The 11,878-nt window shown below is 68.7% G+C and carries 11 protein-coding genes; 2 read left to right on the forward strand and 9 right to left on the reverse strand.

Going from position 1 to position 11,878, the window contains the following annotated elements; all coding sequences use genetic code 11:
- Window positions 1–2 precede the first annotated feature (2 nt).
- From macA to ACKTT0_RS10835, 8 genes are all read right to left on the reverse strand, one after another.
- Complete coding sequence (gene macA, locus ACKTT0_RS10800; RefSeq protein WP_407849913.1) at window positions 3–1,205, reverse strand: macrolide transporter subunit MacA; 1,203 nt, start codon at window positions 1,203–1,205, stop codon at window positions 3–5.
- Between the two features lie 223 nt (window positions 1,206–1,428).
- The gene (locus tag ACKTT0_RS10805) at window positions 1,429–2,154 is read right to left on the reverse strand and encodes a hypothetical protein (RefSeq protein ID WP_407849915.1); all 726 of its coding nucleotides are present in this window, start codon (window positions 2,152–2,154) and stop codon (window positions 1,429–1,431) included.
- Window positions 2,155–2,252: 98 nt separating this feature from the next.
- Window positions 2,253–3,257 carry a tripartite tricarboxylate transporter substrate binding protein gene (locus tag ACKTT0_RS10810; protein ID WP_407849916.1) on the reverse strand — a complete coding sequence of 335 codons (1,005 nt, stop codon included), beginning with the start codon at window positions 3,255–3,257 and terminating at the stop codon, window positions 2,253–2,255.
- A 63-nt stretch (window positions 3,258–3,320) separates the two neighbouring features.
- Window positions 3,321–5,435 (reverse strand): acetate--CoA ligase family protein, encoded by a 2,115-nt coding sequence (locus ACKTT0_RS10815; protein WP_407849917.1) that lies wholly within the window; start codon window positions 5,433–5,435, stop codon window positions 3,321–3,323.
- Window positions 5,436–5,547: 112 nt separating this feature from the next.
- Entirely contained in the window at window positions 5,548–6,765 is a 1,218-nt protein-coding gene (locus ACKTT0_RS10820; protein WP_407849918.1) for an acyl-CoA dehydrogenase, read from the reverse strand.
- 4 nt (window positions 6,766–6,769) lie between these two features.
- The gene (locus ACKTT0_RS10825) at window positions 6,770–7,192 is read right to left on the reverse strand and encodes a Zn-ribbon domain-containing OB-fold protein (RefSeq protein ID WP_028355252.1); all 423 of its coding nucleotides are present in this window, start codon (window positions 7,190–7,192) and stop codon (window positions 6,770–6,772) included.
- Window positions 7,193–7,203: 11 nt separating this feature from the next.
- Window positions 7,204–8,415 (reverse strand): thiolase family protein, encoded by a 1,212-nt coding sequence (locus tag ACKTT0_RS10830; protein ID WP_407849919.1) that lies wholly within the window; start codon window positions 8,413–8,415, stop codon window positions 7,204–7,206.
- A 30-nt stretch (window positions 8,416–8,445) separates the two neighbouring features.
- Window positions 8,446–9,237: an enoyl-CoA hydratase-related protein gene (locus tag ACKTT0_RS10835; RefSeq protein ID WP_407849920.1), complete on the reverse strand. Its 792-nt coding sequence runs from the start codon at window positions 9,235–9,237 to the stop codon at window positions 8,446–8,448.
- A gap of 107 nt (window positions 9,238–9,344) precedes the next feature.
- Between ACKTT0_RS10835 and ACKTT0_RS10840 the strand changes: the two genes are divergently transcribed.
- Complete coding sequence (locus ACKTT0_RS10840) at window positions 9,345–10,250, forward strand: LysR family transcriptional regulator (RefSeq protein ID WP_407849921.1); 906 nt, start codon at window positions 9,345–9,347, stop codon at window positions 10,248–10,250.
- Window positions 10,251–10,330: 80 nt separating this feature from the next.
- On the opposite strand, the gene ACKTT0_RS10845 is transcribed toward ACKTT0_RS10840, so the two are convergent.
- A complete protein-coding gene (locus ACKTT0_RS10845; protein WP_407849922.1) occupies window positions 10,331–10,801 on the reverse strand; it encodes a MarR family winged helix-turn-helix transcriptional regulator in 471 nt (156 codons plus the stop codon).
- A gap of 112 nt (window positions 10,802–10,913) precedes the next feature.
- Between ACKTT0_RS10845 and ACKTT0_RS10850 the strand changes: the two genes are divergently transcribed.
- Window positions 10,914–11,876 carry a Bug family tripartite tricarboxylate transporter substrate binding protein gene (locus ACKTT0_RS10850; protein WP_407849923.1) on the forward strand — a complete coding sequence of 321 codons (963 nt, stop codon included), beginning with the start codon at window positions 10,914–10,916 and terminating at the stop codon, window positions 11,874–11,876.
- The last annotated feature ends 2 nt before the right edge of the window (window positions 11,877–11,878 follow it).

The following is an 11,878-nucleotide window of genomic DNA, read 5'->3' on the forward strand; positions in this document are numbered from 1 at the left end:
CGTCATTGCGGCGCCGCGGGCGCGGCGGCCTCGGCCGAGACCACCTTCTCGCCGGCCGACAGGCCTTCCAGGACCTGCGCGGTGACGTTGTTGTTCATGCCTACTTTGATCTGGCGCTCGACCGGCTGGTTGTCCGCGCCGACCACCCGCACCGTATAGCGGCCGTCCTCGCCGCGCTTGCCGAGCGCCGACGATGGAATGACCAGGGTCTGCTTGGCCTCTCCCAGCACGATGAAGACTTGCGCGGTCATGGAGATGCGCAGCGTCTCGTCCGGGTTGGGCACTTCGAACAGGCCGTTGTAGTAGACCGCCGCGCTGGTGCCGCTGGCGGTCGAGCTGGCGCCGGTCAGGACGCTGGTGCTCTCGTCGCGCTGGATCGAGTCCGGCGCCGGCTCGATCGCGCGCAGCGTGCCGTAGTAGCGCTTGTCGGGTTCGCCCAGGATGGTGAAGTACACCTTCTGGCCGGGCCGCACGCGCGTCACGTCGGCTTCGGAAATCTGCGCCTTGACCGTCATGGTGTCGACCTGCGCCACCTTGATGATGGTGGGCGCGGTCTGGATCGAGTTCACCGTCTGGCCTTCCTTGGTGACGATGGCCACCACCTTGCCATCCATTGGCGACGAGATGCGGGTGTAGCCGAGATTGACGCGCGCCTTGTCGACCTCGATCTCGGCCTGGGCGATCTGCGCGTCCAGCGCGGCGATCTCGGCGCGCGTCACCTTCAGGTTGGCCTCGGCCTGCTCGAAGTCCTCGCGCGAGCTGGCGTCGCGCGACAGCATCTGGCGCTGGCGCGCATACGCCAGCTCGGCCTGCTTGAGCGTGGCCAGCTTGGCCTGGCGCTCCGCCTTGCGGGTCGCCAGCGCCGCCTGGGCGTTGCGCAGGTCGTTCTGCTGGGTCATGTCGTCGATCTCGGCGACCAGCTGGCCTTGTTGGACTTCGTCGCCCAATTGCACCTTGAGCGACTTGAGCTGGCCCGACACCTGGGCGCCCACGCTGACCTGGCGCACCGCTTCCAGCGTGCCGGAGGCCAGCACGCTGTCCTCCATGTCGGCCAGCCTGGCCTCGGCGGTGGCGAAATCGGGCTTGGGCGGCGCGCTGAAGAACAGCACCTTGCCCAGCAACAAGATGGCCGCCACGGCCACGGCAATCCAGATATAGCGTTTTTTCCTGCTTTTGCCCGGAGGCTGTCTGGTGGGTTCGGACATGCGATGCGTTGGAGACGGTTGGAGCAGGCATGGAGGGCCGGATCGCAAGCCAGGCGGGGAGGGCCGGCAGGCGGCTCATGCCAACGCGCAATCGTACTCGATCGCGCATGACACCATGGCGTGCCGCCCTTGGGGACTGGCCGGGACATTAAAACATGCCGCCCCGGACACGCCGCCGCGCCGGCCGCGCGGCGCGCGGGTATGCAGGCCGGCCGGATCCCGATCAGGCCGGCGCGGGCCGGCGCACCAGCGGCCAGGCCAGCAAGAGCAGGGCGCCGGCCAGCAGCGTCCCGCCCGCCACATAGAAGATGAAGCGCGCGTGCGCGATCATCTCGGCCTGCCGGGCCGGCAGCGTGTCGATGTTGCGCATCAGCAGCGCCCGCAAGTCCGGCGGCGTCACGATATAGGCGAACACCAGCAGCGTGACGCCGATCAGCGCCAGAAGCAGGCCCGTCCAGCCCAGCCATGCCATGCGGCGCGGCCCGGGTTCGGCTGATGCGGCCTTGGCCGGCTTGGCCGGTTTGGCGGTTTTCGCGCTGGAGCGGCTTGCCGCCGCGGCGGTGGCCGGCTTGGCGGCTGGATCCGGCTCTTGCCTGGGCCGCAGCAGGCGCGGCAGATAGGCCAGCAGTCCCAGTGCCGCGATCGCCCCCAGCAAGGCAGCGGCCGAAATCCGGCCGTCGCCCGCCAGCCAGTGCGGCATGCTGCCGGCCAGCGCGCTGCCCAACAGGTCGTACAGAAGGTGGCCCGCCAGAAAGCAGCCCAGCAGGATGAGCACGACGGTGATGAGTATCGCGACGCCGTTGGAGACATCCTGCCGGCGCTCATCGGCTTCGGCATGCAAGGTGCGGCGGACAAAGGCCAGGCACACCGCCGTGGCGGCCAGCAGAATGGCGGCGGCGCTCAGCGTGACGCCGAAGCCGAAAAGAAAGCGCGCTAGAACCAGGAGCATGTAGGGGGACGGGGCAGCGAATCTCGCAGTCGTTGCGAATTGTGCCATGAGGCCCGCCGGCCCGTCCGGAATCGATCATGCCGCGCGCCGGCGCGCCGCTACTTCTTCGCATCGATGATGTTCAGCAGCTCGCCCAGCGAACGATAGAGCTCGTACTGCTTGCGGGTGAATTCGCGGGTCTCCTGCGGCGGCATGACGTGGGGAATGGAGCCGGTCTGCGCGGTCATGGCGCGCCACTTCGGGTCCTTGCCGATAGCCTGCATGGCCGCCACCAGCTTGGCGGTGACATCATCAGGCAGGCCGGGCGGCCCGAATATCGCGCTCCAGCCCACCACGGCTTCCATCTCGGCGTAGCCCAGTTCCCGCGCGGTCGGCACGTCCGGCAGTTCGGCGATGCGCTGTTCGGTCGTGACCATCAGCGCGCGCAGCGCGCCGGCCTTGATCTGCGACAAGAATGGCCCCAGGCTGCCGCAGGAAAACTCCGTTTCGCCGGCCAGCAGGGAGGTGACCGTGTCGCCGGTGCCCTTGTACGGAATCTGCGTGGGTGTCTGGTCGGTCAGCTTGAGCAGGCGGAACAACTGCCGCGGGCCCATGTCGTTGGTGGTCAGCACGCCCGCCGTGCCGTAGTTCAGCGACTTGCCGCGGGCCTTGATTTCCTGGACCAGGTCGCCGAAGGTCCGGTACGGCGACTTGGCGTTGACCACGCAGCCATAGGGGTTGAGCTCCAGCGTCCCGATGAATGTGTAGTCGTCCCACTTGTACTTGGTGGTGCCCGGCATGATGGCCGGCATGATCGCCTGCGAGCCGGTGCGGGCCAGCAGCAGGGTATAGCCATCGGGCGGCGCGGCGATGGCCTGCGCCGAGCCGATCACGCCGCTGGCGCCGGTCTTGTTCAGCACGACCACGGGCTGGCCCAGTACCTTGGCCGCCGCGGCGGCGAACGAACGCGCCGCCAGGTCGGCATCCCCGCCGGCGCTGAACGGCGAGATCAGGGTGATGGTCCGGTCGGGATAGGCGGCCTGCGCCGTCCCCAGGCCGGCGCCCAGCAAGGCGGCGCCGAGCAGGTGCCGAAGTACTCTGGAAAAGCGGGAATGGGTCTGCATCTTGTGTCTCCTTCATGCCTCGTGGAAGAAGGGCGCCGCCGTTGCGGCGGCGCCCGGAAGGGACTACGCCTGCGGGTCGCGCAATACCATCACACAATCGACCGCCACCGGCCCGGCGGGGCCGACGCGCACTGGATTGAGGTCGAGCTCGGCCAGCCGCGGCGTGGCCGCGGCCCAGCGCGACAGGTCCGACAGCAAGCGCGCCACCGCCCCGCGATCCACCGCCGGCTGGCCGCGCACGCCATCCAGCAATGCGCCCATGCGCAACTCGGCCAGCATGGCCAGGCCCGTGTCCAGGTCGAACGGCGCGCGCCGGAAGGCGACGTCCTTCAGCACTTCGACCAGCACGCCGCCGCTGCCGACCATGACCATGGCGCCGAACACCGGATCGCGCTGGACGCCGACCACCAGCTCGATGTGGCCGTCGGCCATGGGCTGGACCAGCACACCCTCGATGCGCGCGTCGGGGGCGTGGCGCGCGGCGTTGGCCAGCAGCGTGGCCACTCCGGCGCGCACCGCCGCCGCGTCGTCCAGCTTGAGCAGCACGCCGCCGACCTCGGTCTTGTGCGCGATGTCGGGCGACTCGATCTTGAGCGCGACCGGGCGCCCGAAGTGGCGCCAGGCGGCGATCGCTGCGTCGGCATCGCGCGCCAGCGTGGCCGGTGCCATGGGGATGCCGGCCGCCTGCAGCCAGGCGGTCGCCGGGACGCTCGGCACCATGCCGTCCCGGTCCGGGTCGAGTTCCGGCGGGCAGGGCACGGCGGCGGCGACCGGCTCCGCCGCCGCCGCACGGCCGGCGTGGTAGCGGGCCAGCGCCGCGGCGGCTTCCACTGCGCGCTCGCCGGCGCCGTAGACCGCGATGCCGAGTTCGCGCAGGCGCTGCAGCGCCGCCGGCGGGGCGGCGACCCAGCACACGAAGAAAGGCTTGTCGGTGCGCGCCTGGATTTCGGCGAAGATGGCGACCAGCGTGTCCACATGTGCCGTCATCAGTTGCAGCCAGACGATCGCCACGTGCACCTGCGGATCGTCGAGCAGGGCGATGACGGATTCGCGTAGCAGCTCCGGGCGGGCGACGAACTGGCCGGTCACGTCGACCGGGTTGCCGGCCGCGCCGAAGGCCGGCATGAACTCGGCCAGCCGGCGCTGCGTGGCGGCCTCCAGCGCGGGCACCGTCAGCCCGACCTCTTCGGCGCGGTCCGCCATCATGACGCCGGCGCCGCCCGACTGGGTGGCGATGCCCAGGCCGAAACCGGCGCAGGCGCGCGGCTGGGCCAGCGCTTCCAGCATGTCCAGCATCTGCTCCTCGTTGCGCGCGCGCAGCACGCCATATTGGCGGATGACTGCATCGAAGACCGCGTCCTGCACCGCCAGCGCGCCCGTGTGCGAGGCGGCCGCGCGCGCGCCGGCGGCCATGCGCCCGACCTTGGTCAGCACCAGCGGCTTGCCCAGTTCGCGGCAGCGCCGCGCCAGGCGCACCAGGCCGTCGCCGTCCGTCAGCCCTTCCAGGTAGCCGGCCGCCACGCGGATGCGCGGATCCTCGATGACCGCCAGCATCAGCTCCGTGAACGCCAGGTCGGCCTCGTTGCCGGTATTGATGAAATAGCCCAGGCCCAGGCCGCGCTGGCGTACCAGTGCGGCGATCGCCGTACCGAAGGCGCCCGACTGGGTGACGAACGCGATCGGGCCGGCGCCTGTCTCGCCGTCCGCATACTGGCTGAAAGTGGCGTAGACGTTCTCGAAGGCATTGATGAAGCCCAGGCAGTTCGGGCCGCACAGCAGCACCCCGGCGCGCCGGGCGGCGGCGGCCAGGCGCTGTTCGAGCGCACGGCCCGCGGTGCCCATTTCGCCGAAGCCCGAACTGAACACCACGGCGGCCGGCACGCCGCGCGCGCCGAGCGCTTCGACGCTGGCGGCCACTTCGCTGGCGGGCACCGCCACCACCGCGACATCGACGCCATCGGGCAGGCTGGCGATGTCCGGGTAACACGCCAGCCCGGCGATCTCGCGATACTTGGGGTTGACCGGCAGGATGCGGCCCGTGTAGCCCTTGTCGATCAGGTGCTTGAGCGGACGGCCGTTGACCTTGGACAGGTCGGCCGAGGCGCCGATGACCGCGATCGCGCGGGGATGGATCATGCGCTGGATTGCGTCGGTGCGAGTGGAATCGGTCAGGTTCATATCCGTGGTTCGAGGGTTGAAACGCACAAAGTGAAACCGAAAAAGCCGTCGCCGTGTCGCGCCTGCGCCGCGCGGCCGTGGCGCTGCGCGCCGGCCGCCGCCGGCGCGCGCGTCATGCAAAAGCCGAAATGCCAGTCTGCGCCCGGCCGAGCACCAGCGCGTGGATGTCGTGGGTGCCTTCCAGCGTGTTGACCGTCTCCAGGTTCAGCACATGGCGGATGACGTGGAAGCCGTCCGAAATGCCGTTGCCGCCGTGGATGTCGCGCGCCATGCGGGCGATCTCCAGCGCCTTGCCGGCGCAATTGCGTTTCATGAGCGACACCATTTCCGGGCTGGCCCGGCCGGCGTCGCGCAGGCGGCTCAACTGCAGGCAGGCGTGCAGGCCCAGCGTGATCTCGGTCTGCATGTCGGCCAGCTTCTTCTGGATCAGCTGGTTGGCGGCCAGGGGACGGCCGAACTGCTTGCGGTCCAGGGCATACTGGCGCGCCGCGTGCCAGCAGAACTCGGCGGCCCCCATGGCGCCCCAGCAGATGCCGAAGCGGGCGTTGTTCAGGCAGGCGAACGGCGCGCCGATGCCCTTGGCGGCGGGCAGGCGCTGCGACTCGGGCACGAACACCTCGTCCATCAGGATCTGGCCGGTCGGCGAGGCGCGCACCGAGAACTTGCCGTCGATCTTGGCCGTTTCCAGGCCCGGCATGCCCCGCTCCAGGATGAAGCCGCGCACCGCGCCCGCGTCGTCCTTGGCCCAGACCACCATCAGGTCGGCGATCGGCGCATGGGTGATCCAGGTCTTGGTGCCCGACAGGCGCCAGCCGCCTTCCACCTGCCGCGCGCGCGCCGCCATGGAGCCAGGGTCGGAGCCGTGGTCCGGCTCGGTCAGGCCGAAGCAGCCCAGCAGCTCGGCCCGCGCCATCGCAGGCAGGTAGCGCTCGCGCTGCGCCTGGCTGCCGAACAGGTAGATCGGCATCATCGACAGGGTGCTCTGCACCCCCAGCGCCGAGCGGAAGGCCGTGTCCACCCGCTCGAACTCGCGCGCGATCAGGCCGTAGCCCACATAACTGATTCCCGCGCAGCCGTAGCCGTCGATGGTGGCGCCGAGCAGGCCGAGTTCGGCCATTTCTTTCATTACCGCGACGTCGAAGTCTTCGTGGCGGTGCGCCAGCAGGATGCGCGGCATCAGGCGCTCCTGCGCATAGGCGCGCGCGCTGTCGCGGATCATGCGTTCCTCGCCGGTCAGCAATTCATCCAGGCACAGCGGATCCTCCCAGTTGAAGGACGCGTCGCGCATGGCGGCCTTGCGCAGCGTCTGCGGATCGGGTTCCGGGCTCATGGCGTCAGTCCAGGGGATGGAACTTGGGAATGCCGGCGTCTTCGCTGATCGTCTCGAAGTGCACGCCGACCCGCATGCCGATGCGGATGTCCTCCGGAGCGCAGCCGGTCACGTGGCCATACAGGCGCGCGCCGTCGTCCAGGTCGATCAGGCACAGGATCAGCGGCAGGTCCTGCTGCCAGCCCGGGTAGTTCATGGCGACCGAGCGCGAGACCGTATGCGAATACACCGTGCCGGTCGGCCGCGCCTCGGTCCAGCGCAGTTCGCGCGAGCCGCACTCGATGCACCAGGGCTTGGGGTGGAAGTTGAACGTGCCGCAACGCTGGCATTTCTGCAGCACCAGGCGGCCCTCGCGGGCGGCGCTCCAGAACGGGCGCGTCTGGTCGGTGATGGCGGGCAGCGGCTTGTGCAGGGGGGAATCGGTCATGGTCAAGGCCCTCAATCGTCGTTGCCGAGCACGACGGCGACGCAACTGCGCCCCGGCCGGCCATAGGGAATGCCGCCGAAGCCGCACGCCGCGCCGATGCGCGCATTCTTTACCTGGCGCTCGCCGGCTTCGCCGCGCAGCTGCGTCACCGCCTCGATCAGCGGCATGAAACCGCCGATGGCCCCGCCCGGCTGGCCGCCGGAGAGCTGGCCGCCGTCGGTGGAAAGGGGAAAGTCGCCGTCGAAGCGCAGGTCGTGCTCGTCGATGAAGCGCCCGCCTTCGCCTTTCTTGCAGAATCCCCAGTCCTCGATGGTCATCAGCGAAATAAAGGGGTAGTCGTCATAGGGCTGGAAGAAATCGATGTCGGCATGCGAGACGCCGGCCATCTTCAGCGCGGCCGGCCCGGACTGCGCAAAACCGGTGGTGGTGATGTCGGGCAAGGCGCGCGCGCCATGGTAGTAATTGTTGGCCTCGCCGAAACCGCGCAACCAGACCGGCTTGTCGCACAGGCGCCGCGCCGTCTCGCCCGAGGTCACGACATAGGCCAGCCCGCCGTTGACAATGGGCACGCAGTCCAGCAGCCGGATCGGGTCCGACAGCACGCGCGAGGCCAGGTAGTCCTCGACCGTGAAAGGCGTGCGATAGATCGCGCCGGGATGCAGCGAGGCATGGAAACGGTTGCTGGCCGCGATCTTGCCGAGCGTCTCGAAACGCAGCCCCGGGAACTGGTGCATATAGCGCGTCAGCACCAGCGCGAATTGCGCGGTGGCGCCCATGACGCCGAACGGGCCCTGGAAATCCCAGTACACGCCGCGCGAGCGCTCGGGCGACAAGGGCAGGCCGGGCGCGGCCGAAGGAATATTCAGCGGCGTGTCCGCGCCGACCACCAGCACGCGGTCCACCACCCCCGCGCGGATCAGCGCCGCCGCGCGGATCAGCATGGCCGTGGCGGAAGCGCCGCCCTGGTCGGCGCGCAGCAGGATCTGCGGGCTGATGCCCAGGTTCTCGGCCGTGGCGGCCGACCAATTGACGGTGTGCGCCGTCTCCGCGTGCGCCACGCCCAGCCCCTGGCCGTCGAAATCGTTCTTGGACATGCCGGCCTGCTGCAAGGCCAGGTCGGCTGCCCAGGCGATGTACTCGTCGACCGTGTAGAGGGTTTCGCCCGGCTTGGCGCGGCTGTAGGGCGTGCGCCCGGTGCCGATGATCGCTACATCTTGGGACATCGAGAACTTCCTCGCGTGGTGGGGGAATCTTCAGCGCCCGGTGAAGACCGGCGGGCGGCGTTCGGCGAAGGCGCGCATGCCTTCTTTCTGGTCCTGCGTGTCGAACAGCAGCTCGAACGCCTGGCGTTCGAGCTGCAGGCCGGTGGCCAGGCTGGCGTCGGCGCCGGCCAGGGCGACCCGCTTGATCTGGCGCACCGCGATCGGCGGTCGCGAGGCGATCAGCCGCGCCAGCTCCAGGGCGCGCGCATCGAGGCGGTCGTCGTCGACGACCTCGCTGGCCAGGCCGATGGCCAGCGCCTCTTCGGCCGATATCGGCTCCCCGGCGAGCATCAGCCGCATCGCGCGCCAGTACCCCAGCGCGCGCACCAGGCGCTGCGTCGCCCCGCCGCCGGGCATGATGCCCACATTGACCTCCGGCTGGCCGAAGCGCGCGCTGCGCGCCGCCAGGATGATGTCGGCATGCTGCGCCAGCTCGCAGCCCCCGCCCAGCGCGGGGCCGGCCACGGCGGCGATCAGCGGCTTGCTGAAGCCGGCGATGACCCGCCAGGTCTCCAGCACCGGCAGCCGCGCCACCGCGCCGGCGTCGAGGCCGGCGATCTCCTTGAGGTCGGCGCCGGCCGCGAAGCAGCCGTGGCTGCCCCGCAGCACCACGCAGCGCACCGCCGCGTCCTGCTCCAGCGCCTCGAACGCCTGGCGCAGCGCCTGGCGCAAGGCCGAGTTGAGCGCATTGCGCGCCGCGGGCCGGTTCAGGGTAAGCTGCGCCACGCCCTGGTCGGGGCGGTCCAGCAGCACCAGGTCGTTGTCGCGCGCCGGCCCATCCATGCCTGTCTCCCGTGTTGTGATGGGCTTCATTGTTGTAAGCTCGGGAGCCATTCGACAACTTTATATATGGAATACTGAAAATTCAGATTCCAAATAAAGGGGCGCGCATGAACCTGCGGACACTGGATCTGAACCTGTTGCTGGTCTTCGATGCGATCTTTACCGAGCGCAATATCTCCAAGGCCGCCGCCCGCTTGCACCTGTCGCAGCCCACGGTCAGCAACGCGCTGGCGCGCCTGCGCGAGCGGCTGGAAGACCCCTTGTTCGAGCGCAGCGCGCAGGGCATGGCGCCGACCGCCCGCGCCAAGGCCCTGGCCGAGCCCGTGCGCCAGGCGCTGGCGCTGCTGGAAAGCGGGTTGCGCGGCGCCGACGATTTCGATTTCGCGCGCGCCGAGCGCGAGTTCGTGGTCGCGGTGGAGGACTACGGCGAGACCGTGGTGCTGCCGCGCTTCATCGACTGGCTCGGCACGGCCGCGCCGGGCATCCGCATCACCATCCGGCCCGAGCCCGGCCTGCAACTGCAGGGGGAACTGCGCGAGGGCACCGTGGACCTGGCGCTCAACTATTTCCCGCTGCAGCAGCCGGCGGTGCACAACACCTGCGTGCTGACCGAATCGCTATTGACGCTGACGCGGCGCGACCATCCGCAGGTGTCCGAGCGGCTCAGCCTGGAGGTGTTCCTGTCGCTGCGCCACGTGGTGCTGGCGCATCACGGCAACTCGCGGCCGATGATCGACCTGGCATTGGCCAAGCGCGGCCTGGAGCGCCAGATCGCCGTGACGGTGCCGCATTTCCTGTCGATGCCGGTGCTGGTGCAGAACAGCGACCTGGTCTGCACCCTGCCGCGCCGCATGGGCCTGCTCTACGCCGACCACTTCCGGCTCAAGTCGCATGCGGTGCCGCTGCGCACGCCGCAGTTCCCGGTTTATTTATCCTGGCACCGGCACGCCGACAGCGATCCCGGGCACCGGTGGTTCCGGGAAAGGCTGGTGGATTTTTGCCAGCGGCTGTAGGGGCCCTGCCGAGGCAGGGATGCGGGACCTACCGGGCGGTTCCGCGACGGTCCCTCACGCAGTTGAAGGCCAGGGCGCGGCTAGCGTTTTGCCGCTTCGGGGTAGACCAGCTGGCTCAGCGTCTCGCGTAGCTCCTGCATGCGCCGGGCGCCCAGTTCGGCCTCGTACTCCTGCTCCACGGCCTTGATTGCCGCATGAATGCTCAGCAAGTATTCCACGCCCCGTTCAGTGAAGAAGATGACCTGGGCGCGGCCATCCGACTGGTCTTGGGAACGGGTGACCAGGCCGGCCTCTTCCAGTTCTTTCAGTAGTTTGGTGACTGCCTGCTTGGAAATACCCGAGCGTCGCGCCAACTCCGTGCTGCGCGTGCCTTCCAGGTCCAGGAAAGGCAGGATCGAGCCGCCCAGGATAGCGTTGCCGGTTTCTTCGAACTTGCCGTTCATCTTCTGGGACAAACGCGCCGAGAAATCGCGGCGCGCAAGCAGGAACAAACGCCCGATCCCGAACGATCGGGCCGAGCGCAGTTGATCCAGTTTCCGAGCAGAGATCATGTGAGTCGGCAATTAGTCAACCTGGTTGACTTTATTTTCAAAAGGGCAGAACATTCTAGCAAACGAAAAATCAGCCTTTCGGCAATGCCGCCGAGGCATGAGGAGACGAGACGTGAAGATTCTACGCACCATGGCGGGGGCTTTGCTTTGCTGCTTCTCAGCGACCGCGCTGTCGGCCGGATACCCCGATAGACCGATCCATTTGATCGTGGCGTATCCCGCCGGGGGCAGCACCGACATGATCGCCCGCGTGTTTGCAGAAAAATTGGGAGAGGAACTGCGGCAGTCGGTGGTGATCGAGAACAAGCCCGGCGCCGGCACGAATATCGGTGCCAGCGTGGTCAACAAGGCCAAGCCCGATGGCTACACCATACTGTTCGGCGGCGGCACACCTACTATCAACTCGGTATTCGGCCCCGTGCCGCCCTTTGACCCCGTCAAGGGGTTCGAGCCGGTCAGCATGATCACCCGGGTGCCGTTCATGGTAGCGGCGGGCAGCAAGGCGCCTTTTGCCTCCTTGGCGGAAATGCTGGCCAAGGCCAAGGCATCGCCAGACACCTACACCATCTCCAGCGCGCAATTGCATTTGTATGTGGAACTGATGAAGGTGCGCGCCCAGGCGCCGATCATGCACGTCCCCTACAAAGGAGGTGCGCAGGCCTCTACTGACGCCATCGGCGGGCAGGTGGATGCGGTGTTTTCCCTGGTGCCGGTATTGCTGCCGCATATCCAATCGGGACACCTGAAGGCGCTCGCGGTCTCTGCGCAGCACCGCGTGGCCGTCCTGCCGGCGGTGCCCACTTTCAAGGAAAGCGGCGTGGACTACGACATCGGTGTCTGGTTCGGGCTTCTGGCTCCTCCCGGCACCCCGCAGCCCATCGTGGACAGGCTAGCCGAGGCGACGCGGCGCATTGTGGCGCAGCCGTCCTTCGTGGCCCGGCTGGACGAAATCGGCGCCGAGGCGGTATCCACCACGCCGGCCCAACTGCGCGACCACATGGAAGCCGAGCTACAGCAATGGCGGGCGCTGGGCGATTCGGTTCCCGAGCTGCGGCGCGCCGTGGGAAAACGCTAGGC

It is taken from the genome of Bordetella saccharivorans (assembly GCF_045862855.1).
Classification (GTDB): Bacteria; Pseudomonadota; Gammaproteobacteria; order Burkholderiales; family Burkholderiaceae_B; genus Bordetella_A; species Bordetella_A petrii_F.

Bases quoted from the DNA above. Each gene is read 5' to 3' on its own strand.
- ACKTT0_RS10815 (WP_407849917.1), bottom strand. From the start codon at position 5,435: ATGAACCTGACCGATTCCACTCGCACCGACGCAATCCAGCGCATGATC.
- ACKTT0_RS10825 (WP_028355252.1), bottom strand. From the start codon at position 7,192: ATGACCGATTCCCCCCTGCACAAGCCGCTGCCCGCCATCACCGACCAG.
- ACKTT0_RS10820 (WP_407849918.1), bottom strand. From the start codon at position 6,765: ATGAGCCCGGAACCCGATCCGCAGACGCTGCGCAAGGCCGCCATGCGC.
- ACKTT0_RS10845 (WP_407849922.1), bottom strand. From the start codon at position 10,801: ATGATCTCTGCTCGGAAACTGGATCAACTGCGCTCGGCCCGATCGTTC.
- ACKTT0_RS10840 (WP_407849921.1), top strand. From the start codon at position 9,345: ATGAACCTGCGGACACTGGATCTGAACCTGTTGCTGGTCTTCGATGCG.
- ACKTT0_RS10810 (WP_407849916.1), bottom strand. From the start codon at position 3,257: ATGCAGACCCATTCCCGCTTTTCCAGAGTACTTCGGCACCTGCTCGGC.
- ACKTT0_RS10805 (WP_407849915.1), bottom strand. From the start codon at position 2,154: ATGCTCCTGGTTCTAGCGCGCTTTCTTTTCGGCTTCGGCGTCACGCTG.
- macA (WP_407849913.1), bottom strand. From the start codon at position 1,205: ATGTCCGAACCCACCAGACAGCCTCCGGGCAAAAGCAGGAAAAAACGC.
- ACKTT0_RS10830 (WP_407849919.1), bottom strand. From the start codon at position 8,415: ATGTCCCAAGATGTAGCGATCATCGGCACCGGGCGCACGCCCTACAGC.
- ACKTT0_RS10835 (WP_407849920.1), bottom strand. From the start codon at position 9,237: ATGGATGGGCCGGCGCGCGACAACGACCTGGTGCTGCTGGACCGCCCC.